Source organism: Tepidiphilus sp. J10, assembly GCF_006980785.1.
Classification (GTDB): Bacteria; Pseudomonadota; Gammaproteobacteria; order Burkholderiales; family Rhodocyclaceae; genus Tepidiphilus; species Tepidiphilus olei.
The window spans coordinates 124,119-147,534 of sequence record NZ_SBHP01000001.1; the positions used below are offsets into that span (position 1 = coordinate 124,119).

The window sequence follows — 23,416 nt, forward strand, 5'->3', positions numbered from 1 at the left end:
CACTCAGCGTGTCAGGCGTTTGCGCTGACGCACTTCGTCCTTGAGCATCCGGATCTTCGCGTCCAGTTCCGCCTCCCAAAAATAATCGCCTCGCCGGGCGCGACGCGCCTGCTCGAACTGATCGATGGCCGCCTCTAGCCGATCATCGAGCACGAAACTCTCCCCCTGGGCCCGATGCACCCAGGCTTCGTCCCCCTTGGCCGCAGCCACCTTGCCCAGCGCCTGCCAATAGCGACGCTCGCCCTTGTCGCGGTCGACGGCTTCGCGCGCGAGCTGCTCGGCCCGCTCCACCTGCCCCAGGCGTAGCGCCACGTCGATCGCATACAGGCGCGGCGCCGCCGCCTCGGGGGCTCGTTGCATCGCCCGCTCGAGCTTCGCCAGGGCATCCGGCAGACGCCCCTCGGCGGTGAGCACCTCCGCTTCCAGCAGATCACGCCAATGCTCGTCGGGCCACCCCTTGGCGTATTGATCGAAGGCCGCGCGGGCGCGTTTGACGTCGTTGGCGCGCAAAGCCGCACGCACCCTGGCCATCTGCCGGTCGATACCCGTCGCGCTGCCATCGAACGCCCGGGCCACGGCCTCGAAAGGGGTACCGTTCATCGCCATGAGCTTGGCCCGCGCCGCCGAAAAGCCGAGCGAATCGAGCCGTGGGCGCAGGGAATACTTGAAAGTCGGCGAGGAGATGCGGTTCTCCAGATCCGAGATCCGATCGGTCGTCAGCGGGTGCGTGCGCATGTATACCGGCGCGTTGTTCTCGTAGAGGCGGCTTTCGCGCAGCAACCGCCCAAAGAAGCGCGGCGCAGCGCTCGGATCGAATCCCGCCTTGGCGAGAATGTCGAGACCCGTTCGGTCGGCATCGTGTTCGAATGCTCGAGAAAAACTCAACTGTTGCTGCACGGCGAATGCCTGACCGCCGACCGCGGCGGCTTCGGCCACTTGCGAGCCACCGGTCCTCGCCGCGAGGATCGCCACCAGCATCGACCCCAACATCACCATGTTGCTCGTCTTCTGCTGGTCGATGAGCTGCGCGATGTGCCGATGGATCACGTGCCCCATCTCGTGCGCGAGCACCGCCGCGAGCTCCGATTCACTTTCGGCAGTGAGGATCAAGCCGCTGTGCACCCCGATATAGCCGCCCGGCATCGCGAAAGCATTGATCGTGTTGTCGCGCAGCACGAAAAACCTGTAGCGGCGAAAGGGCTGGTCGGAAGCCTCGGTCAGCCGACGCCCAATCGCGGCCAGATAATCCTCCAGCTCCGGATCGTCGAGATAATTGGGCTCCCGCTCGCGTATCTGCACCATCACCATCCGGCCGATGGCCTCCTCTTCCTGCGTACTGAATGCATCGGTGGCCACCGCACCGAGATCGGGCAGCCGATAAGCCCAACCCTGGCCGACGAAGGCGAGGAGGGAAAGGAAGAGGAAAAGTCGATGCCACATGCTGCCTATGATAGCCAAAAAACCAGAGGGTTTCGCTCGATCGTCGCTACGACAGGGAACGACGTCACGAGAATCCAGCGCCCAGGATTCCAGGGCAAGGCGTACGGCGCTACGAAACGGAACGAATGGACCCATCCGGTCGGCAAGCGTGCCCACCTCCTCGAGAGGGCGCAGCCATGCAACAGCGCCCTGGGGCATCCTGGGTGCCCAAAGCACCACGCCATCACATGCCACTCAAAAGGCATATAGGGTGATTATCCCACCCATAGTGGTAGAATTTTTCTTTTCTACTCACTCCCGAGGAGTTTTCCATGTTCATCAGCAATGCCTTCGCCCAAGGCGCCCCGGCTTCCGATCCGACGGGTGGCTTGATGCAGCTGTTACCCATCATCCTGATGTTCGTCGTGCTCTGGTTCCTGATGGTGCGGCCGCAGATGAAGCGCGCCAAGGAGCACAAAGCCATGATCCAGTCCCTCTCGAAGGGCGACGAGGTGGTCACCCAGGGAGGCATTGCCGGTCGCATCACGGAAATAGACAACGACTTCGTGCGCGTCGAGATCGCCAAGGGGGTGGAAGTGACGGTGCAAAAACCGACCATCGCCGCCGTTTTGCCCAAGGGTACACTGAAGAACTTCTGAAGCGCGCCCCCGCCCATGAACCGCTACCCTCTGTGGAAGAACCTGCTGATCGCCTTCGTGCTGCTGCTGGGGGCGATCTACGCCGCACCCAACCTCTTCGGCGAGATCCCTGCGGTGCAAATCACCCCGGCACGTGCCGGTGCGCCGTTCGACCCCTACGCGCTCGCCGCCCGGTTGGAGCCGAAACTGAGTGAAGCAGGGCTCGCCCACCAAGGATTCCTCTACGATCCTGGCGCGCTGCGGATTCGTTTCGCCGACACCGAGACCCAGATCCAGGCCAAAGACCTGATCGAATCCGAGCTCAACCCCGATCCGGCAAAGCCCGAGGTGATCGTCGCGCTCAACCTCCTTCCCGGTACCCCCGAGTGGCTTGCACGCCTGGGCGCCAAGCCCATGTATCTCGGCCTCGACCTGAGAGGGGGCGTGCACTTCCTGCTCGAAGTCGACATGGAAGGCGCCGTGACCAAGCGGCTCGACGCCATCGCCGCCGATCTGCGTTCGCTCATGCGCTCAGAGCGGGTGCGGCACCAGGGCATCTCCCGCAGTGGCAAGCTGATCGAGGCGCGTTTCGCCGATGAACCCTCCGCCGAGGCGGCGCGGCGCCTCATCACCAGGAACATGCCGGATCTCGTCGTGGACATTCTGCCTCAGGGCGAGGCGGTACGCTTGGTGGCCCGGCTGACTCCCGCGGCCGAACAAACCATCCGCGAGTACGCGCTCAAGCAAAACATCACGACGCTGCACAACCGCATCAACGAGCTGGGCGTCGCCGAGCCGGTGATCCAGCAACAAGGGGCGGAGCGCATCGTCGTGCAACTACCCGGCGTGCAGGACGTGGCCAAGGCCAAGGACATCCTCGGCCGCACGGCCACCTTGGAAGTGCGGCTGGTCGATGACACCCCGGGGGCACTCGAAGAGGCGCTCGCTGGCCGCATCCCCCCAGGCACCGAGCTCCTCTACGAACGTAACGGTCGCCCCATCCTGGTCAAGAAAGACGTCGTCCTCACGGGCGAGCGGCTCACCGACGCCCAGCCTGGCTTCGACGGACAGACGGGCGAGCCGGCCGTGCATTTGACTCTGGATTCGGCTGGATCGCGCATCTTCCGCGACGTCACGCGCGAGAACGTCGGCAAGCGCATGGCGATCCTGCTCATCGAACGGGGACAGGCCGAAGTCGTCACCGCCCCGGTGATCCGCACCGAGATCAGCGGCGGCAGAGTACAGATCTCTGGGGCGATGACGGTGGAAGAAGCGCGTGACATCGCGCTGCTGCTGCGCGCCGGCAGTCTGGCCGCGCCGATGCGCATCGTCGAGGAGCGTACCGTCGGTCCCAGCCTCGGCAAAGAGAACATCGAACGCGGCGTCACGGCCACGCTCTGGGGGTTCGTCATCATCGCCGTTTTCATCATCAGCTACTACCAGCTCATCGGTTTTTATTCGGTCGTGGCACTGGCAGCCAACCTGATGCTCCTCGTGGCGCTCCTGTCGCTGCTGCAGGCCACCCTCACTCTGCCCGGCATCGCAGCGATGGCGCTCACCCTGGGCATGGCGATCGACGCGAACGTGCTCATCAACGAGCGTATTCGTGAGGAGTTGCGCGCCGGCGTATCCCCTCAGATGGCCATCGCAACGGGCTACGAACGCGCATTTGCCACCATCCTCGACTCGAACGTGACCACGCTCATCGCCGGATTGGCCCTCCTGGTCTTCGGTTCCGGTCCCGTGCGCGGTTTCGCCGTGGTGCATTGTCTCGGCATCCTCTCGTCGATGTTCTCGGCCATCCTCGTGTCGCGCATGCTGGTCAACTTCACCTACGGCGGCAAGAAACGCATCGCCCATCTCTCGATCGGCTAAACGGAGAGCGCAATGGAATGGTTCCGTCCGCGGCAAGACATCCCCTTCATGCGGCATGCCCTGTGGTTCAACGCCGTGTCCATCGTCACGTTCATGGCCGCCGTGCTCTTCCTCGTGCTACGCGGACTCAATCTCTCGATTGAATTCACGGGCGGCACGCTCGTCGAGGTTCGCGCAAGCCAGACCGTCTCACCGGAAGTCGTACGAACCACCCTCGCCCAAGCAGGACTGCGCGAGGCTCAGGTGCAGAATTTCGGCTCCGCGCGCGATCTTCTCATCCGTCTCCCTCATTTGGGAGACGGTGAAAGCGCCCAGGCGAGCGAACGGGTACAGGCGCTCCTCGCCCAAGTGCCGGAAGTGGATTTCGAGGTGCGCCGCGTCGAATTCGTCGGGCCACAGGTGGGCAAGGAGCTCGCGACCAACGGTCTGATGGCGCTCGCTTTCGTCATACTGGGCATCGTCGCCTATCTGGCGATGCGTTTCGAATGGCGTTTCGCGGTATCGGCCATCGTCGCCAATCTCCACGACGTGGTCATCATCCTCGGCGTCTTCGCGGCCTTTCAGTTGGAATTCTCGCTTTCCGTACTCGCAGCGGTGCTCGCCGTGCTCGGCTACTCGGTCAACGAGACGGTCGTCATCTTCGACCGGGTCCGTGAAGTCTTCAGGAAACGCCGGGCCAAGATGGACACGCCCGCCGTGCTCGATCACGCAATCACCGCGACCATGTCGCGCACGATCATCACCCATGCCAGCACGCTGGCGATGGTGGTGACGATCCTGCTCTTCGGCGGCGAGACCTTGCGCAACTTCGCGCTCGCCCTCACCATCGGCATCGTCTTCGGCATCTATTCGTCGATTTTCGTCTCGTCGGCGCTAGTGATGTGGTTCGGCGTCAGGCGCGAAGACTTGGTGAAGCCGCCCAAGCAAAAGGAAGAAGCGGTGGTCTGACGCGCCTTTGTCAGCAAAAAGCCCCCGATCGGGGGCTTTTTCTTGCTCGATGCCGCCGTTCAGGGGTCACTGATCGACGAACGCCCGTTCGACCGCGTAATGCCCCGGCACGCCCATGCTGGGCGAGACCTGAAACCCCAGATCGTCGAGGATCTTGCTCGTATCGGCGAGCATGCGCATGCTGCCGCACAAGAGCGCCCGGTCGGTCTCGGGATTGAGCTGGGGCATGCCGAGATCGGCGGCGAGCTTGCCGCTGGTGATGAGGTTGGTGATCCGGCCCTGGTGGATGAAGGGCTCGCGCGTCACGGTGGGGTAGTAGATGAGCTTTTCGCGCACCATCTCGCCCAGAAACTCGTGCTGCGGCAGCTCCTTGGTGATGTAGTCGTGGTAGCCGAGCTCGCGCACCCAGCGCGTGCAGTGCACGAGGATCACCTTCTCGTAGCGCTCATAGACGTCCGGATCCTTGATGATGGACATGAAGGGCGCGAGCCCCGTGCCGGTGGCGAGCAGAAAGAGGCGCTTGGCACCAGGCAGGAGGTTGTCCTGCACGAGCGTGCCGGTGGGTTTGGTGGAGACGAGCACCTCGTCACCCACCTCGAGGTGCTGCAGGCGGGAAGTGAGCGGGCCGTTGGGCACTTTGATCGAATAGAACTCGAGATGCTCTTCCCAGTTGGCGCTGGCGATCGAATAGGCGCGCAGCAGCGGCTTGCCATCGACCATCAGGCCGATCATCACGAACTGGCCATTGATGAAGCGAAAACCCGGATCGCGGGTGCAGCGGAAGCTGAACAGGGTGTCGGTCCAGTGATGCACCCAGATCACTTTCTCGACGCGGAGGTTCTTGGGCAAGGCGGGGGAAGAAGTCTGCTCGGCAACGGCACCAGTCTCTGCCATGACGGTCATGTCCTCGCGGTAGATGCAAAAAATATAATCATAGCACTGGTCTATTCACGATGCCAGACCCGGGCGCTTCGAACGACCCACTGCATGAAGGTAGGTCGTTTTCATCCGATACTCGTATGCTCGCCTACTGCCTACGAGAGAACGTGCATCCTATGCGTCGAACGCTCTACCCGGCGGCCGCGCGCCATGTTGGTTCACGCAGCCTCAAATGCGCCGGGCGAGCTCCTCGGCCTTGCCGGTGTATTGCTGCGGCACGAGTGCGAGCAGCCGCTCCTTGGCGGCTTGCGGGAGCGGCAAGCCGGCGATGAATCCACGCAGCGTTTCGGCGGTGATCGCCTTGCCGCGGGTCATTTCCTTGAGTTTCTCGTAGGGATTGGGAATGCCGTGGCGCCGCATCACGGTCTGCACCGCCTCGGCGAGCACTTCCCAAGCCTCCGCCAGATCGCGCTCGAGCGCGTGCGGATCGGCCTCGAGCTTGTCCAACCCTCGGCGCAGCGAATCCAACGCGAGCAGCGTGTGGCCAAATGCGACACCCATGTTGCGCAGCACCGTGGAGTCGGTGAGATCGCGCTGCATGCGCGACACCGGCAATTTGTCGGAAAAATGGCGCAGCAAGGCGTTGGCGATACCGAGATTCCCCTCCGCGTTCTCGAAGTCGATGGGGTTGACCTTGTGCGGCATGGTCGAAGAACCGACTTCGCCCTCTTTGAGTTTCTGGCGGAAATATCCGTAGGAGATGTAGAGCCACAGATCGCGGCAGGCGTCGATGAGGACGGTGTTCGCCCGCGCCATGGCGTCGAAGAGTTCGGCCATCGTATCGTGCGGCTCGATCTGTATTGTATAGGGGTTGAACTCGAGCCCGAGCGATTCGATGAAACGGCGGTTGAAGGATTCCCAGTCGACCTCGGGGTAGGCGATACTGTGCGCGTTGTAGTTGCCCACGGCGCCGTTGAACTTGGCCGTGAGGCGCACGGCGGCGATGGCGGCGCGGGTGCGCTGCAGGCGCGCGGCGACGTTGGCCATCTCTTTGCCCAGGGTCGTGGGGCTCGCCGGCTGGCCGTGGGTGCGCGAGAGCATGGGCAGGGCCGCGTGTTCGTGCGCGAGTGCCCGGAAGCGTTCGATCACGGCGTCGAGCGCCGGCAGCAGCACCCGGTCGCGCCCGGCGGTGAGCATGAGCGCATGGGCGGTATTGTTGATGTCTTCGGACGTACAGGCGAAATGCACGAATTCGCGCGCCTTTTCGGCCTCGGGCAGCCCCTCGAGCCGCTCCTTGATCCAGTATTCGACGGCCTTGACGTCGTGGTTGGTGCGCGCCTCGATCGCCTTGATCGCCGCGGCATCCGACGGCTTGAATTCCTCGACGAGCAAGTCGAGCTCGCGCACGGTGCTGGGGGAGAAGGTCGGGACTTCGGCGATGCGGGGATCGGCGGCGAGCGTCTTGAGCCATTCGATCTCGACGCGCACGCGCTCGCGCATGAAGCCGTATTCGGAGAAAATCGGGCGCAGGGCGTCGAGCTTGGTGGCGTAGCGGCCATCGAGCGGGCTCAGGGCAAGGAGGGTGGCAGGATCGGTCATCGCGGCATGTTCCTTAGCTGCGGTATTCGGCGTTGATGCGGACGTAGTCGAAGGAAAGATCGCAGGTCCAGACGGTGGCGGCGGCCTCGCCCCGGGCGAGATCGACGCGCACGGTGATTTCGGCGTGCTTCATGACGCGGGCGCCGTCTTCCTCACGGTAGGAAGATGCCCGACCGCCCCCTTCGGCCACCAGGATGGAATCGCCCTCGGCTTCGAGCCAGACGCGGATCGCCGCGGGATCGAGATCGTCGATGCCGGCGTAGCCGATGGCGGCGAGGATGCGGCCCAGGTTGGGGTCGGAAGCGAAGAAGGCGGTCTTCACCAGCGGCGAGTGGGCGATGGCGTAGGCGACCTTGCGGCATTCTTCGCGCGACGCGCCGCGCTCCACCCGCACGGTGATGAACTTGGTGGCGCCTTCGCCGTCGCGCACGATGGCCTGGGCGAGCCAGCGCGAGACTTCGATCACGGCGGCGCGCACCTTGCGGTAGTCTTCGTCGTCGCTCACCGCGAGCTCGCGCGACATGGCCGCGCCGGTGGCGATCAGCACGAAGGAGTCGTTGGTAGACGTGTCGCCATCGACGGTGATGGCGTTGAAGGATTCATCAGCCGCCTCGCGCACCAGGGCATCGAGCAAGGGTTTGGCGAGCCTGGCGTCGGTGGCCACGAACCCGAGCATGGTGGCCATGTTGGGGCGGATCATGCCGGCGCCCTTGCTGATGCCGGTGATGGTGACGACGGTGCCGTCGGACAGGCGCACCTGGCGCGAGCAGGCCTTGGGCACCGTGTCGGTGGTCATGATGGCGTAGGCGGCATCCAGCCAGGCGTCGGGGCGCAGGTTGGTGACGAGCGCCGGCAGCGCGGCCTCGATCTTTTCCACCGGCAGCGGCTCGAGGATGACGCCGGTGGAAAACGGCAGCACTTCCTGCGGCTCCACCCCCAGCACCTGGGAGACCGCCTTGCAGGTGCAACGCGCCGCCTCCAGCCCCTCGGCGCCGGTACCGGCGTTGGCCACGCCCGTGTTGATGACGAGCGCGCGGGGCGCGGCCTCGCCCGCCAGGTGTTCGCGGCAGACCTGCACCGGCGCGGCGCAGAAGCGGTTCTGCGTGAAGACGCCGGCCACGCGGCTGCCGGGGGCGAGCGAGATCACGGTGAGGTCGCGCCGTCCGGCCTTGCGGATGCCGGCTTCGGCCACGCCCAGGCGCACGCCGGCGACGGGGCGAAGGTCCTTGGGATCGGGGGCGGTGAGATTGACGGCCATCGCGGGACTCCGTTCAGCTCAGTTTACCGTGGCAGTGTTTGTATTTCTTGCCGGAACCGCAGGGGCAGGGATCGTTGCGGCCGACCTTGGGCAGCGCATTGGTCTGCGGCCGGGCCTTGACGGCCGTCTCACCTCCCTCTTCGGCACCGGGTTCGGCGTGATGGTACTGCACTTGCTGCACTTCGGGGGGGCGTTCGACGACCTCTTCGACCGCGGCCTCGGTGCGCACCTGCACCGAAAGAAGGATGCGGCTGACGTCGCGCCGGATGGCGTCGAGCATGGCCTCGAAGAGCTCGAAGGCTTCGCGCTTGTATTCCTGTTTCGGGTTCTTTTGCGCATACCCCCGCAGATGGATGCCCTGGCGCAGGTGATCGAGCGCCGAGAGGTGTTCGCGCCAGTGCGTATCGATGCTCTGCAGCAGGATGCTGCGCTCGAACTGTTTCCAGGCTTGCGGATCGACGAGGCTCACCTTGGTCCGGTAAGACTCCTCGGCCGCGGCGAGGAGACGATCGAGCAATTGCTCGTCGCTGAGCTCCGGTTCGGCCTCGAGCCACTGGCGCAGCGGCAACTGCAGGTTGAATTCGCCGGCGAGCGTCTGCTCCAACCCGGCGAGATCCCACTGCTCTTCGACGCTGTCGGCCGGCACGTAGGTGCGGAAGACATCGACGAGCACGCCAGCGCGCATGTCGGCGACGAGCTCGCTCACGTCCTCGGCGTCGACCACTTCGTTTCGCTGGGCGTAGATGACCTTGCGCTGCTCGTTGGCGACGTCGTCGTATTCGAGCAGCTGCTTGCGGATGTCGAAGTTGTGCTGCTCGACGCGGCGCTGGGCCGATTCGAGCGAGCGCGTCACCATGGGATGCTCGATCGCCTCGCCCTCGGGCATCTTGAGGCGCACCATGATGGCGTTGAGCCGGTCGCCGGCGAAGATACGCAGCAGTGGATCTTCCAGTGAAAGATAGAAGCGCGAAGAACCGGGGTCGCCCTGGCGGCCGGCACGGCCGCGCAGCTGATTGTCGATGCGGCGCGATTCGTGCCGTTCGGTGCCGATGATGCGCAAGCCTCCAGCGGCGATCACCGCGTCGTGCGCTTTCTGCCATTCGGCACGCAGCGCCTCGATGCGCTTTTCCTTTTCCTCGTCGGAGAGCGAGGGATCGTTTTCGATCGCCTCGATCTGCGGCGCGATGTTGCCGCCGAGCACGATGTCGGTGCCGCGACCGGCCATGTTGGTGGCGATCGTCACCATGCCGGGGCGTCCTGCCTGGGCGATGATGTGCGCCTCGCGCTCGTGTTGCTTGGCGTTCAGGACCTGGTGCGGGATCTTCTCTTTGGTGAGAAGCTTGGAGAGGAACTCGTTGACCTCGATGGAAGTGGTACCGACCAGCACGGGTTGTCCGCGCTCACGGCACTCCTTGATGTCCTCGATCACCGCCTGCCACTTCTCCTTGGCAGTACGATAGACGCGGTCGTTCTCGTCACGGCGCACGAGCGGCCGGTTGGTGGGAATGATGACGGTCTCGAGGCCGTAGATCTGCTGAAATTCGTACGCCTCCGTGTCGGCCGTCCCGGTCATTCCGGCCAGCTTCTCGTACATGCGGAAGTAGTTCTGGAAGGTGATCGAGGCGAGTGTCTGGTTCTCGGCCTGGATGCGCACGCCCTCCTTGGCCTCGATCGCCTGGTGCAGCCCCTCCGACCAGCGCCGTCCGGGCATGAGCCGGCCGGTGAATTCGTCGACGATGATGATTTCGTCGTCCTGAACCACGTAGTGCTGGTCGCGATGGAAGAGCGCGTGCGCTCGTAGCGCCGCATAGAGATGGTGCAGCAAGGTGATGTGACGCGGATCGTAGAGGTTGCCGCCCTCGGGCAGTAACCCCATACGCATGAGGATACCCTCGACCTTTTCGTGCCCCTGCTCGGTGAGCAGCACCTGGCGCGCCTTGAGGTCGATGGTGTAATCCCCGGGTTCGAGCACTTCCTCGCCCTGCATCTTCTGCTCGGTGAGCAGCGGCACCACCTCGTTCATCTTGAGGTAGAGATCGGTGTTGTCCTCGGCCTGCCCCGAAATGATGAGCGGGGTGCGCGCCTCGTCGATGAGGATGGAGTCGACCTCGTCGACGATGGCGTAATGCAGCCCCCGCTGCACGCGATCGACCGGGGCGTAGACCATGTTGTCGCGCAGGTAGTCGAAGCCGAATTCGTTGTTCGTGCCGTAGGTGATGTCGGCCGCGTAAGCCTCGTGTTTTTCTCCATGCGACAGGCCGGGAACGTTGCAGCCCACCGTCAGCCCCAGGAATCGGTAGATGCGCCCCATCCAGTCGGAATCGCGCCGCGCGAGGTAGTCGTTGACCGTGATGACGTGCACGCCTTTGCCCGTGAGCGCATTGAGGTAGGCCGGCAGTGTCGCCACCAGGGTCTTGCCCTCGCCGGTGCGCATTTCGGCAATCTTGCCTTCGTGCAGCACGATGCCGCCGATGAGCTGGACGTCGAAGTGGCGCATGCCATGCACACGCTTGCCCGCCTCGCGCACCACGGCGTAGGCCTCGGGCAGCAAGGCATCGAGCGATTCGCCGTTGGCGTGGCGCTGTCTGAATTCCGCCGTCTTCGCGCGCAGAGCCTCGTCCGAGAGCGCGGCCATGCTCGGCTCGAGTTCGTTGATGCGGGCGACGATGGCGCGATAGCGCCGCAGCAGGCGGTCGTTTCGGCTGCCGAAGAGTTTTTTGAGGACGCGGGTGATCATTACGGACGGTCGACTTGTCGAATGCGAATGGTGAAGTTTATCATGCCCCGTCGGACGAGGCACGAGAAAGGACATGACACGAAAACTGGACGAACTCTTTCATCTCAGCAAGGAGCTAGATCCGCTGCGTCAGCAGGTCATGATGTTGAGAACGCTCCAAAAACAGATCGACCAGTTGTTGGATGAGGAGTTCCGTGAGCGCGTATTCGTCGCCAATCTGCGCGAGGGCACGCTTTATTTGCACACGGCCTCGGCGCTCGCGGCAGCGAAACTGCGGCATCGCCTGCCAAGCCTCTTGGCGGAGCTGCGCACCGGGGTCTGCATCTCGGAGATCAAACTGAAGGTCCGCCCCACCATCGTACCGACATCGGGTTTGGCGGCGCCGCGCCCTCCACGGGTACGCACCCTCGGGCCTCGGGCGCGTTCGGCCATCACCGAGCTATGCGCTCGTCTGCCCGCGGATGCCCCCTTGCGCATGGCCTTGACCCGACTCCTTGCCCGGGCGCCGACGGATTCAAGGCAAGGGCAGAAGAACGATGCGCTCGAATGCGAAGAGGCCCAGATAGATCAGGGCAACGCCCAGCGCCAGCCTTAGAATGCGCTTCGCGTAAGCGAGCCATCGACGATCGCCGCTCCACAACCATGCAGCGATGCAGACCCCAGCAGCCAGAAGCACGAAAACGAGGATCAGGCGAAATCCCAGCACGGTTGCGCGCTTATGTCGTCACGGAACCGAGGGAGAGCGCGGACATCGAAGTGACCGCCTCGTCGCGTTCGCACACGGTGAGCTCCCAGGCGCTGCGATCAGCCATCAGGGCGCGCAAGAGCCGATTGTTGAGCGCATGACCCGATTTGTGGGCCACGTAGCGGGCGAGCAAGGGGCGCCCCGCGAGATAGAGATCGCCAATGGCGTCCAGAATCTTGTGCCGCACGAATTCGTCGGGAAAACGCAACCCCTCGGGATTGAGGATCCGATATTCGTCGAGCACGATGGCGTTGTCGAGGCTTCCGCCTTGCGCCAGACCCATTCCTCGTAACAGCTCGACTTCATGCACAAAACCGAAGGTACGTGCCCGAGCCACGAAGCGCGGATAAGCGTGCTCGGAAAAATCGACCACGGCACGGGTTTGCGAAGCGCTGATCGCCGGATGGGCGAAAGCGATGGAGAATTCGAGACGGAATCCAGCATAGGGTTCGAGCCGAACCCATTTGTCGTCCTCGCGCACTTCGACGGGACGCAGCACGCGCAGAAAACGCCGCGGCGCCGCTTGGGCTTCGATCCCTGCTTCGCGGATCATCATCACGAAAGGCGCGGCGCTGCCATCCATGATGGGAATCTCGGGCCCGTCGACGTCGATGTGGACGTTGTCGATCCCCAGACCCGCGAGCGCCGACATGAGGTGCTCGACGGTGGCGATCTTCACGCCGTCGCGCTCGAGCCCCGTGCACAGACGCGTCTCGCGGACTGCTTCGGGCGAAGCGGGGATGGTGACGGGGGGATCGAGATCGACCCGATGAAAAACGATGCCGGTATCGGGAGCGGCCGGACGAAGCCACAACTGCACTTTCTCACCGGAGTGCAACCCGACTCCGGTGACGTACGCGATGGACTTGAGTGTGTGCTGCGGAATCATCAGCCGTTCCTCGAGCGGTCAGTCGTTTTGTTTGCGCAGAAATGCCGGGATGTCGAGCCGATCGAGCCCAGGCATGCGCTCGGCGAGCGTGTTGCGCCGGCCGCGTACGGAACGCTCGACCTGGGGCATGCCGCGCTGCGGGACCTCGGTGCGCCCTGGCGTGGCTCCCATGGCGGCGGCGCCGCCGTAGGTCCCCGTACCGCGGATCACTTCCATCTGGGGCTGGGCACGGCTGCTGCGGGCCGCGCCGAGACCCGTGGCGACGACCGTGATGCGGATGCGATCTTCCATCGTGTCGTCGAAGACGGCGCCATATTTGACGAACGCCTCGGGTGCGGCAAAAGCCTGCACCGTGCGCACGGCGTCACGCACTTCCGAGAGCTTGAGCGAACGGCTCGCCGTAATGTTGATGAGGACGCAGCGGGCACCGGAGAGTTCCGTTCCCTCGAGGAGCGGGCTCACCGCGGCCTGCTCGGCAGCGATGCGGGCACGGTCGATGCCGGAAGCTTCGGCCGAACCCATCATGGCACGGCCCATTTCACCCATGGCGGTACGCACGTCCTGGAAGTCGACGTTGACCAGACCGGGCACGTTGATGATCTCGGCGATGCCGGCCACGGCGTTTTTGAGCACGTTGTCGGCCGCCTTGAAGCAGTCTTCGAAGCCGGCGTCGTCGCCGAAGACTTCGAGCAGGCGGTCGTTGAGCACGACGATGAGTGAATCGACGTGGCGCGTGAGCTCTTCGATGCCGCTCTCGGCGACGCGGTCGCGGTTTTCGAAATCGAACGGCTTGGTGACCACCGCCACGGTGAGGATGCCCATCTCCTTGGCGATTTCGGCGATGACCGGCGCGGCGCCGGTGCCCGTGCCGCCGCCCATGCCGGCGGTGAGGAAGGCCATGTGGGCCCCGTCGAGCGCGGCGACGATGCGCTCGCGCGACTCCATCGCTGCTTCACGCCCGGCTTCCGGCTTGGAACCGGCCCCCAGACCGGAAGAGCCGATCTGCACCTTGGTGGGAGCGAGACAGCGCGCGAGCGCCTGGGCATCGGTATTGACGGCGACGAACTCGACGCCGCCGATGCTCTCGCGAATCATGTGGTCGACGGCGTTGCCGCCCGCGCCCCCGATGCCGAGCACTTTGATGACCGTGCCCTTGTGGGTGGTATCGACCAGTTCTTCAATCCCTTTGACCGCCATGACGTTCTCCCGCTTTTTCCGTGAATTCTAACCTAAAGGAATGAGTTGTTCAGAAATTTTCCCGGATCCATTGCCACGTGCGTCGCCACCATTGCCCGCCGGCGGCACGCCCTCCCCTGCCCGGGAGCCTGCGCTGGGAATTGGCCGCCTCGAGTACGAGACCGACGGCGGCGGCGTATTCGGGGTCGGCGAGCCGTTCGCGCAAACGGCCACCGACGAGAGGCGCGCCGAGCCGAGCCGGCATGCCCAACACTTCCTCGGCCAGCTCCACCATGCCGCCGAGCTTGGCCGACCCGCCCGTGAGCACGACACCGGAGGAGAGCATCTCCTCATAACCGCTACGGCGTAGTTCTTGCTGCACCAGCTCGAAAAGCTCCTCGGCCCGAGGGTGGATCACGTCGGCGAGTCGCTGACGCGAAAGACGCCGCGGAGGACGATCGCCCACCGGGGCGACTTCGATCATCTCCTCGGGATCGACCCAGTCGTGTCGCGCCGCCCCATGTTCGAGTTTGATCGATTCGGCCTCGGCCGTAGGCGTGCGCAGCGCCATGGCGATATCGTTGGTGATCATGTCGCCGGCCGCCGGCAGCACGGCCGTGTAGCGAATCGCGCCCTGCGTATAGACGGCCAGATCCGTGGTACCCGCGCCAATGTCGATGACGCACACACCCAGGGCCTTTTCGTCCTCGGTGAGCACGGCGTGCGCCGCGGCGAGCGGCTGCAGCACGAGCCCATCGATTTCCAGCCCCGCACGGCGCACGCATTTGATGATGTTCTGGGCGGAAGCCGCCGCCCCCGTGATGATGTGCACCTTGGCCATGAGTTTTACCCCACTCATGCCGACGGGGTCTTTGATGCCGCCCTGGCCGTCGATGATGAATTCCTGGGTGAGCAGGTGCAGCACCTGCTGCTCGGAGGGAATGGGCATGGCCCGGGCGACCTCGATCACCTTGGCGACGTCCTCGCGCGTGATCTCGCTGCCCTTGACGGCGATCATTCCCTCAGCGTTGGTGCATTGGATGTGCGCCCCGGAGATGCTGGCGTGTACCCGAGGGATGTCGCAGGCGGCCATGCGCTTTGCCTCCTCGACGGCCCGATCGATCGACGCCACGCTGGCTTCGATATTGACCACGACGCCGCGTTTCATGCCGGTCATCGGTGATACGCCCAAACCCAAGGGTTCCACACCGCCGTCCTCGCGCAAACGAGCGACCAGGCACGTCACCTTGGACGTCCCGATGTCGAGCCCGACGAGCAGATCTCGATCTTCCCTCATGGTTTTTTCTTCCCTGTGGATACCGGCGGAGCAGACGCCGCCACGCCGTCCGGGGCGATGGCGAGCGCCAACGCACCGTGATGGCGAAAATCGACCCGCACCGGCTCATGACCGAGCCGCTCGCGAATCGCCGACCAATGCTGCACGAGCCAGGACACTTTCTGCCGTGCCTGCTGTACCGTTTCGAAACGGCCCAAGATGATCTCGGTTCCTCCGCTCAAGCGGACGACATGAGACAGGCTGGGGCTCATCACCAAGACTTCGACGCCCCCCAGAGGGTCTAGCAAGCGGCTCAAGGATTGATGGGTCTCGAAAAGTCGCTCCTCCAGCCCCGAGGGGCCGACGAGACGCGGCAGATCGACACTGGGGGGCTCGGCATCGAATCTGTGGCCGTCCGTATCGAGCAGCGCGATACGCCCGTCGGCGACATCGATCCAAATCGCTGCCGCTCGGTGTTCGACCACGGTGACGACGAGCGCATCGGGCCAGACGCGATGCACTCGTGCGTGCCGTACCCACGGCAATTCCTCCAAAGACCGGCGCAAAGCTTGCAGATCGACGTCGAAAAAATTTTTTCCCTCCACCACCCGCAGCGCTGCGTAGCGCAAGCGGTCGGTGTCGCTGTGTTCGAGCCCGCCTTCGATGACGACGGTACGAATCGGCGGCACCCATCGCTTCCCCCAGTAAGACCAAGCCGCTGCGACGAAGAGCAACATCGCGAACAGGGTGATGCGCCGCGTCCAGCGAGCGATCACCCAAGCATCACGCCACCAGCGTGCCCCTGGAGGCACGGGCGTCGATGCCTGGCGCGCGAATCGCTCAAGCCGGGTCATCGCAGCGCGCCTCCTCCAAAATGCGCAAGCATAGCGCGTCGAACTCGATTCCGGATACGCGCGCAGCCAGCGGCACGAGTGAATGCGAAGTCATGCCTGGCGCAGTGTTCATCTCCAGCAGATAAGGCGTGTCATCCTCGAGCAGCAGATCGATCCGCCCCCAGCCACGACAACCCAGCGCGCGCGCCGCCCGCATCGTGAGTTCGGCCAACCGAGAGGCGAGCGGCTCCGGCAAAGGAGCCGGGCACAGATAACGCGTCTCGTCGCTGAAGTACTTGTTGTGATAGTCGTAGCGCCCTTGGGGTGCGACGATCTCGATGGCCGGCAAGGTCTGCTCGCCCAGAAATCCGATCGTGATCTCGCGCCCGGCGACGAAACGCTCGACGAGCACTTCCCCATCGAAACGCCGCGCCGCCTCCAGAGCCGACGTCAATTCCTCTTCGCGCTCGACGCGCGTCGCCCCCATGCTGGAGCCCTCATGCACCGGCTTGACGAACACGGGCAACGCGAGCGCCTCGAGCACGCGCCGTGCCGCCTCCTCGGAGCTGGCAGCAAACTCCTCCTCGGTGAGCCGCAGCGCCCCAGGCGTGGGCAAGCCCAACTGCTGCCACAGCAACTTGGTGCGCCATTTGTCCATGGCCAGGGCGGAAGCGAGCACGCCACTGCCGGTATAAGGAATGCGCAGCCATTCGAGCACCCCCTGGAGGGTGCCGTCCTCGCCGCCACGGCCGTGGAGCGCAATGAAGGCACGATCGAAGCCCTCGCGCTTCAACTCGAAGAGATCCCGCTCTGCCGGGTCGAACGGGTGCGCATCCACCCCGATGCGACGCAGCGCCTCGAGGACGGCCGAACCCGACATGAGCGACACCTCGCGCTCGGCCGAGCACCCGCCCAAAAGCACCGCTACTTTGCCCAGGTCGCTGCTCACGCCGCCCGCTCCTCGTTCGCCGGCTCCAGCCGGGTACGTTCCTGGGCTTCTTGCACCAAACGCACCGGCAAGCGCCCGATCGAACCTGCCCCCATGGTCACGACCACGTCACCATCGCGCACCACCCGGGGCAGCACCGCCGGGACATCATCGAGCCCCTCGACGAAAACCGGTTCGACCCGACCACGCAAGCGCAAAGCCCGTGCGAGGCTGCGTCCGTCGGCCGCCGGAATCGGCTCCTCGCCGGCCGGATAGACCTCGAGCAGCACCAGGGAATCGACCTCGGAAAGCACCCGAACGAAATCCTCGAAGCAGTCGCGCGTGCGGCTATAACGGTGCGGCTGAAAGACGACCACCACGCGCCGCCCGGGAAAAGCAAGGCGTACCGCATCCAGCGTGGCCTGCATCTCCACCGGATGGTGCCCGTAGTCGTCGATCAAGGTGTAAGTGCCGTGCACGGTGCCATCCTCGTCGATGAGGGGCAAATCTCCATGGCGCTGGAAACGCCGGCCTACCCCCTGGAATCGTGCCAGCGCGTGCACGATCGCCTCATCGGGCACCTGCAATTCGCTCGCCACGGTGATCGCCGCCAGGGCGTTGCGCACATTGTGCAATCCAGGCAGATTCAATTCGATCGGCAAACGGGTCTCTCGCCCGTTGCGCCGTACGGCGGTAAAGAGCATGCGCCCACCCTCGGCGCGCACGTGCTCGGCGCGAACCAAGGCGGATTCGGCTGTCAACCCGTATCCGACGACGGGGCGCTCGACGTGGGGCACGATCGACGCCACCTGAGGATCGTCCAGACACAGCACCGCCACTCCCCAGAAGGGCAAGCGATGCAGAAAATCGACGAAGGAAGTTTTCAGCCGCTCGAAGTCATGCCCATAGGTGGCCATGTGGTCGGCATCGATATTGGTGACCACCGCCATCACGGGAGAAAGATGCAAAAAGGAGGCGTCCGACTCGTCGGCCTCGGCCACTAGGTATTCTCCCTGGCCCAGACGGGCGTTGCTACCGGCGGCGATCAAGCGCCCGCCGATGACGAAAGTCGGATCGAGCCCCCCTTCGGCGAGAATGCTCGCCACCAGCGAAGTCGTCGTCGTTTTGCCGTGGGTGCCGGCGATGGCGATGCCCTGCTTGAAGCGCATCAGCTCGGCGAGCATCTGGGCGCGCGGAACCACGGGAATGCCAGCCGCGCGGGCGGCGAGCACCTCGGGATTGTCCGGCGCTACCGCCGAAGAGACCACCACGGCATCGGCCCCGACGACGTGCTCGGGCGCATGCCCCACCATTACCCGCACGCCCAGCGCACGCAAGCGCGCGAGCGTGGCGCTCTCGGCCAAGTCCGAGCCGCTCACTTCGAACCCCAGGTGGCAGAGCACTTCGGCGATGCCGCTCATTCCCACTCCGCCGATGCCCACGAAGTGCACGCGTTTGACGCGGTGTTTCATTTCGTTTCCTTTGCCAATCGTTCGAGTTCTGCGGCGATCGTCTCGGCAGCCTCGGGCCGGGCAAGGGCACGGGCGGCAAGCGCCATCTTCCGGCAACGCGCACGATCGAACCGCCGCAGCAGCTCCGCTAGATACTGGGGCGAGAGCTCAGACTGAGGCAGGATCTGCGCCGCGCCGCCCTCGACGAGAAAACGCGCATTCGCCGTTTGATGATCGTCGACCGCATGAGGAAAGGGCACCAGCACCGCCCCCACACCGACGGCGGCGAGCTCCGCCACCGTCATCGCCCCGGCGCGCGACACGACCAGATCGGCCTGCCCGAGCGCAGCGCCCATGTCCTCGATGAAGGGAAGCAACCGAGCCTCCAGGCCATGCCGGGCATACGCCTCTTGCAAAGCCGGGAAGTGTACCCTGCCCGACTGGTGTGTCACCAGGGGGCGCTCGATCGGATCGAGGCACGCGAGCGCCGCCGGCACCGTCTCGTTGAGCGCCCTGGCGCCGAGACTCCCACCCACCACCAGCACGCGCAGGGGTCCTTGCCGCCCGGCAAAACGCACCTCGGGTGGTGGTAGCGTGGTGAGCTCCCGGCGCACCGGATTGCCCACCCAGCGCCCCCCCGGCAACACACCGGGGAACCCCGTGAGCACGGTGTCAGCCACGCGCGCCAACACCCGATTCGCCAAGCCCGCCACGGCGTTTTGCTCGTGCACCACGAGCGGGATGCCACGCAGGCGCGCCGCCGCCGCTCCAGGAAAACTCACGTACCCCCCCATGCCGAGCACCACGCTCGGGCGCACTTCTCCCAGCAGACGCAGAGCGCGCGCTATCGCCACCGTCAAGGAAAACGGCAGCTTCAGTTTGCGCCCCATCCCCTTGCCGCGCAAGGCGCCGAAACCGAGAGAAACGAATTCGAATCCGCGAGGCGGCACGAGCTGGGATTCCATCGCCCCGTCGTTCCCGAGCCAGACCACCCGCCAGGCACGTTCGCGCAGACATTCGGCCACGGCCAACGCCGGGAAGATGTGCCCGCCGGTCCCTCCGGCCATCACGAGTACGGTGTGCCCGCTCATACTTGTATGCCGCGCCGCAAACAGCGCAGCTCCCAGTCGGCCCGCAGCACCACGGCCATTGCCGCGAGGTTGGCGATGATGCTCGACCCTCCGTAGCTCATGAAAGGCAGCGTCAGCCCCTTGGTCGGCAACAGCCCGACATTCACCCCCATGTTGATGAACGTCTGCACGCCAATCCACAGCCCGATGCCGAACACCGCCAGCCCGGAAAAATACTGCTCCACGCACACCAGGCCTCGGCCGATGGAAAACGTACGCCAGATCACCACCGCGAAGAGCGCCACCACGGCACACACCCCCACCAACCCCAGCTCCTCGCCGACGACTGCGAACAGGAAATCGGTATGCGCCTCGGGTAGGTAGAGGAGTTTTTCCACGCTGCCACCCAACCCGACACCGAACCACTCGCCACGACCGAAGGCGATGAGGGCATGTGTGAGTTGATAGCCCTTGCCCAAAGGATCGGCCCACGGATCGAGGAAGGCGAAGAGGCGCTGACTCCGATATTCGGAACTCAGGATCAAAACCGCGAAAGCCGCTCCTGCCAGCAGGATCAAAGCAAAAAAGATACGCAGCTTCAAACCGCCCAGGAAGAGCACGCCGAAAGCGATGGCGCTGATCACGGCAAACGCCCCGAAATCGGGTTGCAGCAGCAACAGTACCCCCACGAGCACCACGACGAAGGCGAGCGGCAAGAAACCACGCCAGAAACTGGCCATGAACCGCAACTTGCGCACCGTGTAGTCCGCGGCGTAGAACGACACGAAGAGTTTCATGAATTCGGACGGTTGAAAGTTGATCGGCCCCAGCGGGATCCAGCGGCGCGAGCCATTGACCACTTTGCCGATCCCTGGTAGCAACACCAAGATCAGCAGCACCACGCCCAGCAAGAAGAGCCAAGGCGTCAGCGACTGCCACACCCGCATCGGCACCTGAAAGGCCATCCAGGCCACGCCCGCGCCCAGCAGCACGAACACCGCCTGGCGTATGAGGAAATAGTTCGCTCTGCCCCCCGTGGCAGGAGACTCCTCGGCGAGCGCGATGCTCGCCGAGTAGACCATCACCAGTCCCATGAGGGTGAGCGCCGTCACTGCCCAAAAGAGCGACAGATCGAATTCGCCGAATCGGGCCACCGGTCCCCGTTCTACATGATGGGGTGCCGAGGGGGTGAGCCGATCGCCTCGCCGTCCGAACCAGCGGCGCATCAACGTTTCGGCCATCGCCCCCCCTCATCCGGCAACGATCGGATCGCCGCCAGAAAGACTTGGGCACGATGCGCGTAGTCGCGAAACATGTCGAGGCTCGCGCACGCCGGCGACAGCAGCACCGCCTCCCCCGGTTGGGCCGCCGCATCGGCCGCCTCGACGGCCTCGGGCAGCGAAGTACAGCGCCGGGTCGGCACGCCCACTTGGATGAAGGCTGCCTCCAGCGCCGGGGCATCGCGCCCGATCAGGAGCGCCAGACGCACCCGGCCGCGCGCCGCCTGCGCGAGCGGTGCGAACGACTGCCCTTTGCCATCGCCTCCGGCGATCAGGATCACGGGCTCATCGAACCCGGCGAGCGCCGCGATCGTCGCTCCCACGTTCGTGCCTTTCGAATCGTCGATGAAGCGCGCCCCGTCGGCGCGCACCGCCACCGTCTCGACCCGGTGGGGCAATCCCTGGAAAGTTACCAATCCCTCGATCGCCACCTCGGGCGCCACGCCCATCGCCTCGGCGAGCGCAAGCGCCGCGAGTGCGTCGATCTCGTTGTGCCGCCCGGGCAAGGGCAAGGCCGAGCGGGGCGCGAGCCGCTGGCGGCCGTGCACGAACCAGCCCGATTCCACACCGAAATCGGCCTCCGAGGGGGGAGCATCGCTGCCCACCGTCACGCGCCGCGGCGCGCTGCAGGCCATCTCGCGCACCAGCGCATCGTCGCGCACCACCACCGCCGTCTCCACGCCCTGGTAGACGCGCGCCTTGAGCGCGGCGTAGGTCTCGAGCGAGCCATGCCGATCGAGGTGATCCTCGGTGACGTTCAACACCACCGCCGCGTGCGCCACGAACGACCCGGCCGTCTCCAGCTGGAAGCTCGATACTTCCAGCACCCATACCTCAGGCCAGGGCAACCCTGCCTCCTCGCGCTCGCGCGCGGCGGTGAGGATGGCCGGGGCGATGTTGCCGGCAGCGAGCGCATCGAGGCCGGCGTGCCGCAACAGGTGCGCCGTGAGCGCCGTGGTCGTGGTCTTGCCGTTGGTCCCGGTCACCGCCACCAGACGCCCCGGTCGGCCACGCGCCTGCCAAGCTTCGTGAAAGAGCGCCAGTTCCCCCTGCACGGGAATGCCACGCGCCCGCGCCTCCCTGCACAGCGGCAATTCGGGCGACAGCCCCGGCGAGAGCCACACCCGCTCTACGCCCTCGAGCAGCGCTTCCTCGAAGGGCCGACCCAGCACCATGGAGTCGGACGGCAGCAGGGCGCGCAAGCCGGCGGCGGCCGGCGGCTGCCCCCGCGTATCGGCCGCGCGCACGGCGACGCCGCGATGCGCAAGCCAGCGCACCATCGCCTCACCGCTCGAACCGAGTCCCAGTACCAGATCCATCGCCACTCACCGCAGTTTCAGGGTGGAAAGCCCAAAGAGCACCAACATCAAGGTGACGATCCAGAAGCGGATCACCACCTGGGTCTCTTTCCAGCCCCCCAGTTCGAAATGATGGTGCAGCGGCGCCATGCGCAGGATGCGCTTGCCGCCGGACCACTTGAAGTAGCCCACCTGCAGCATCACCGACAGCGCCTCGGCCACGAACAAGCCGCCCATGATGAAGAGCACCAGTTCCTGGCGCACGATCACCGCGATGGTGCCCATGGCCGCGCCCAGCGCGAGCGCTCCCACGTCGCCCATGAACACCTGCGCCGGATGCGCGTTGAACCACAAGAAACCCAGCCCCGCGCCGCACAGCGCCCCGCAGAAGACGGCGAGCTCCCCCGCTCCAGGAATGTAGGGCACCCCCAGGTAGCGGGCGAACACGGCATGCCCCGCCACGTAGGAAAAAATCGCCAGCGCCCCGGTCACCATCACGGCCGGCGTCACCGCCAGACCATCGAGCCCGTCGGTGAGATTGACCGCATGGCCGGTACCGTTGATGACGAAGTAGGAAAGCAACACGAACCCACCCACGCCCAGGGGAATCGCCACTTCCTTGAAGAACGGCACGATCAACTGGGTCTGCACCGGCTCGGTGGCGGTGAGCCCCAGGTAGAGGCTCGCCGCGAGCGCGATCGCGGAAGTCCAGAAATATTTCCAGCGGCTGGGCAAACCTTTCGGATCGCGCCGCACCACCTTGCGCCAGTCGTCGACCCAGCCCACGGCGCCGAAGCCGAGGGTGACGAGCCAGACGGTCCATACGTATCGGTTGCTCAAGTCCCCCCACAGCAAGACCGTCACCGACACCGCGAGCAAGATCAACGCTCCGCCCATGGTGGGTGTACCGGATTTGCTCAAGTGTGTCTGCGGCCCGTCGGTACGAACCGTCTGCCCGATCTTCTTGGCCGCCAGCCAGCGAATCACGCTCGGACCCAAAGCGAAGGAGACGAGGAGCGCCGTCATCGCCGCCAGTACCGTGCGCAGCGTGATGTAACCGAAGACGTTGAACGCCCGGATATCCTGCCCCAGCCAAAGCGCCAATTCCAAAAGCATC

Annotated in this window: 19 protein-coding genes; 4 read left to right on the forward strand and 15 right to left on the reverse strand. The window is 64.9% G+C overall.

Annotation, left to right across the window (positions count from 1 at the left end):
- Positions 1 to 3 precede the first annotated feature (3 nt).
- The gene (locus tag EPD81_RS00595) at positions 4 to 1,440 is read right to left on the reverse strand and encodes a M48 family metalloprotease (RefSeq protein WP_185955311.1); all 1,437 of its coding nucleotides are present in this window, start codon (positions 1,438 to 1,440) and stop codon (positions 4 to 6) included.
- A 311-nt stretch (positions 1,441 to 1,751) separates the two neighbouring features.
- Here EPD81_RS00595 and yajC point away from each other — a divergent pair, with 311 nt between their 5' ends.
- Genes yajC through secF form a run of 3 tightly spaced genes read left to right on the forward strand, consistent with a single transcriptional unit; the run spans position 1,752 to position 4,880 of the window.
- Positions 1,752 to 2,078 carry a preprotein translocase subunit YajC gene (gene yajC / locus EPD81_RS00600; protein ID WP_142803514.1) on the forward strand — a complete coding sequence of 109 codons (327 nt, stop codon included), beginning with the start codon at positions 1,752 to 1,754 and terminating at the stop codon, positions 2,076 to 2,078.
- A gap of 15 nt (positions 2,079 to 2,093) precedes the next feature.
- On the forward strand, positions 2,094 to 3,932 hold the full coding sequence (gene secD, locus EPD81_RS00605; protein WP_142803515.1) for a protein translocase subunit SecD: 1,839 nt from the start codon (positions 2,094 to 2,096) through the stop codon (positions 3,930 to 3,932).
- Positions 3,933 to 3,944: 12 nt separating this feature from the next.
- Positions 3,945 to 4,880 (forward strand): protein translocase subunit SecF, encoded by a 936-nt coding sequence (gene secF / locus EPD81_RS00610; protein ID WP_142803516.1) that lies wholly within the window; start codon positions 3,945 to 3,947, stop codon positions 4,878 to 4,880.
- Between the two features lie 66 nt (positions 4,881 to 4,946).
- Here the strand turns inward: secF and EPD81_RS00615 are convergent, their stop codons facing one another.
- The 4 genes from EPD81_RS00615 to secA form a co-directional block, all read right to left on the reverse strand.
- Complete coding sequence (locus EPD81_RS00615; protein WP_142803517.1) at positions 4,947 to 5,774, reverse strand: ferredoxin--NADP reductase; 828 nt, start codon at positions 5,772 to 5,774, stop codon at positions 4,947 to 4,949.
- A 213-nt stretch (positions 5,775 to 5,987) separates the two neighbouring features.
- A complete protein-coding gene (gene purB / locus EPD81_RS00620) occupies positions 5,988 to 7,358 on the reverse strand; it encodes an adenylosuccinate lyase (RefSeq protein ID WP_142803518.1) in 1,371 nt (456 codons plus the stop codon).
- A 13-nt stretch (positions 7,359 to 7,371) separates the two neighbouring features.
- Complete coding sequence (argJ, locus tag EPD81_RS00625) at positions 7,372 to 8,616, reverse strand: bifunctional glutamate N-acetyltransferase/amino-acid acetyltransferase ArgJ (RefSeq protein WP_141054237.1); 1,245 nt, start codon at positions 8,614 to 8,616, stop codon at positions 7,372 to 7,374.
- A 13-nt stretch (positions 8,617 to 8,629) separates the two neighbouring features.
- A complete protein-coding gene (secA, locus tag EPD81_RS00630; RefSeq protein ID WP_142803519.1) occupies positions 8,630 to 11,353 on the reverse strand; it encodes a preprotein translocase subunit SecA in 2,724 nt (907 codons plus the stop codon).
- A 73-nt stretch (positions 11,354 to 11,426) separates the two neighbouring features.
- Here secA and EPD81_RS00635 point away from each other — a divergent pair, with 73 nt between their 5' ends.
- Positions 11,427 to 11,948, forward strand: coding sequence for a DciA family protein (locus tag EPD81_RS00635; protein WP_142803520.1), 522 nt, complete (start codon positions 11,427 to 11,429; stop codon positions 11,946 to 11,948).
- Between the two features lie 121 nt (positions 11,949 to 12,069).
- Here the strand turns inward: EPD81_RS00635 and lpxC are convergent, their stop codons facing one another.
- Genes lpxC through mraY form a run of 10 tightly spaced genes read right to left on the reverse strand, consistent with a single transcriptional unit; the run spans position 12,070 to position 23,415 of the window.
- Positions 12,070 to 12,987, reverse strand: coding sequence for a UDP-3-O-acyl-N-acetylglucosamine deacetylase (lpxC, locus tag EPD81_RS00640; protein WP_142803521.1), 918 nt, complete (start codon positions 12,985 to 12,987; stop codon positions 12,070 to 12,072).
- An 18-nt stretch (positions 12,988 to 13,005) separates the two neighbouring features.
- Positions 13,006 to 14,184 carry a cell division protein FtsZ gene (gene ftsZ / locus EPD81_RS00645; RefSeq protein ID WP_221929151.1) on the reverse strand — a complete coding sequence of 393 codons (1,179 nt, stop codon included), beginning with the start codon at positions 14,182 to 14,184 and terminating at the stop codon, positions 13,006 to 13,008.
- Between the two features lie 49 nt (positions 14,185 to 14,233).
- On the reverse strand, positions 14,234 to 15,460 hold the full coding sequence (gene ftsA / locus EPD81_RS00650; protein ID WP_142803522.1) for a cell division protein FtsA: 1,227 nt from the start codon (positions 15,458 to 15,460) through the stop codon (positions 14,234 to 14,236).
- Positions 15,457 to 16,293, reverse strand: coding sequence for a cell division protein FtsQ/DivIB (locus tag EPD81_RS00655; protein ID WP_142803523.1), 837 nt, complete (start codon positions 16,291 to 16,293; stop codon positions 15,457 to 15,459). The genes ftsA and EPD81_RS00655 overlap by 4 nt, the downstream gene beginning before the upstream one ends.
- Complete coding sequence (locus EPD81_RS00660; RefSeq protein WP_142803524.1) at positions 16,280 to 17,221, reverse strand: D-alanine--D-alanine ligase; 942 nt, start codon at positions 17,219 to 17,221, stop codon at positions 16,280 to 16,282. The genes EPD81_RS00655 and EPD81_RS00660 overlap by 14 nt, the downstream gene beginning before the upstream one ends.
- Positions 17,218 to 18,672, reverse strand: coding sequence for a UDP-N-acetylmuramate--L-alanine ligase (murC, locus tag EPD81_RS00665; RefSeq protein ID WP_142803525.1), 1,455 nt, complete (start codon positions 18,670 to 18,672; stop codon positions 17,218 to 17,220). The genes EPD81_RS00660 and murC overlap by 4 nt, the downstream gene beginning before the upstream one ends.
- Positions 18,669 to 19,742 (reverse strand): undecaprenyldiphospho-muramoylpentapeptide beta-N-acetylglucosaminyltransferase, encoded by a 1,074-nt coding sequence (gene murG, locus EPD81_RS00670; protein WP_142803526.1) that lies wholly within the window; start codon positions 19,740 to 19,742, stop codon positions 18,669 to 18,671. The genes murC and murG overlap by 4 nt, the downstream gene beginning before the upstream one ends.
- A complete protein-coding gene (ftsW, locus tag EPD81_RS00675) occupies positions 19,739 to 20,962 on the reverse strand; it encodes a putative lipid II flippase FtsW (protein WP_185955312.1) in 1,224 nt (407 codons plus the stop codon). The genes murG and ftsW overlap by 4 nt, the downstream gene beginning before the upstream one ends.
- A complete protein-coding gene (murD, locus tag EPD81_RS00680; protein ID WP_142803527.1) occupies positions 20,947 to 22,320 on the reverse strand; it encodes a UDP-N-acetylmuramoyl-L-alanine--D-glutamate ligase in 1,374 nt (457 codons plus the stop codon). The genes ftsW and murD overlap by 16 nt, the downstream gene beginning before the upstream one ends.
- 6 nt (positions 22,321 to 22,326) lie before the next feature.
- Positions 22,327 to 23,415 (reverse strand): phospho-N-acetylmuramoyl-pentapeptide-transferase, encoded by a 1,089-nt coding sequence (mraY, locus tag EPD81_RS00685; RefSeq protein ID WP_142803528.1) that lies wholly within the window; start codon positions 23,413 to 23,415, stop codon positions 22,327 to 22,329.
- Position 23,416: the final 1 nt, after the last annotated feature.

Coding starts and splice junctions, on each gene's coding strand:
- EPD81_RS00595 (WP_185955311.1), bottom strand. CDS start 1,440: ATGTGGCATCGACTTTTCCTCTTCCTTTCCCTCCTCGCCTTCGTCGGC.
- yajC (WP_142803514.1), top strand. CDS start 1,752: ATGTTCATCAGCAATGCCTTCGCCCAAGGCGCCCCGGCTTCCGATCCG.
- secD (WP_142803515.1), top strand. CDS start 2,094: ATGAACCGCTACCCTCTGTGGAAGAACCTGCTGATCGCCTTCGTGCTG.
- secF (WP_142803516.1), top strand. CDS start 3,945: ATGGAATGGTTCCGTCCGCGGCAAGACATCCCCTTCATGCGGCATGCC.
- EPD81_RS00615 (WP_142803517.1), bottom strand. CDS start 5,774: ATGGCAGAGACTGGTGCCGTTGCCGAGCAGACTTCTTCCCCCGCCTTG.
- purB (WP_142803518.1), bottom strand. CDS start 7,358: ATGACCGATCCTGCCACCCTCCTTGCCCTGAGCCCGCTCGATGGCCGC.
- argJ (WP_141054237.1), bottom strand. CDS start 8,616: ATGGCCGTCAATCTCACCGCCCCCGATCCCAAGGACCTTCGCCCCGTC.
- secA (WP_142803519.1), bottom strand. CDS start 11,353: ATGATCACCCGCGTCCTCAAAAAACTCTTCGGCAGCCGAAACGACCGC.
- EPD81_RS00635 (WP_142803520.1), top strand. CDS start 11,427: ATGACACGAAAACTGGACGAACTCTTTCATCTCAGCAAGGAGCTAGAT.
- lpxC (WP_142803521.1), bottom strand. CDS start 12,987: ATGATTCCGCAGCACACACTCAAGTCCATCGCGTACGTCACCGGAGTC.
- ftsZ (WP_221929151.1), bottom strand. CDS start 14,184: ATGGCGGTCAAAGGGATTGAAGAACTGGTCGATACCACCCACAAGGGC.
- ftsA (WP_142803522.1), bottom strand. CDS start 15,460: ATGAGGGAAGATCGAGATCTGCTCGTCGGGCTCGACATCGGGACGTCC.
- EPD81_RS00655 (WP_142803523.1), bottom strand. CDS start 16,293: ATGACCCGGCTTGAGCGATTCGCGCGCCAGGCATCGACGCCCGTGCCT.
- murC (WP_142803525.1), bottom strand. CDS start 18,672: ATGAAACACCGCGTCAAACGCGTGCACTTCGTGGGCATCGGCGGAGTG.
- murG (WP_142803526.1), bottom strand. CDS start 19,742: ATGAGCGGGCACACCGTACTCGTGATGGCCGGAGGGACCGGCGGGCAC.
- ftsW (WP_185955312.1), bottom strand. CDS start 20,962: ATGGCCGAAACGTTGATGCGCCGCTGGTTCGGACGGCGAGGCGATCGG.
- murD (WP_142803527.1), bottom strand. CDS start 22,320: ATGGATCTGGTACTGGGACTCGGTTCGAGCGGTGAGGCGATGGTGCGC.
- mraY (WP_142803528.1), bottom strand. CDS start 23,415: ATGCTTTTGGAATTGGCGCTTTGGCTGGGGCAGGATATCCGGGCGTTC.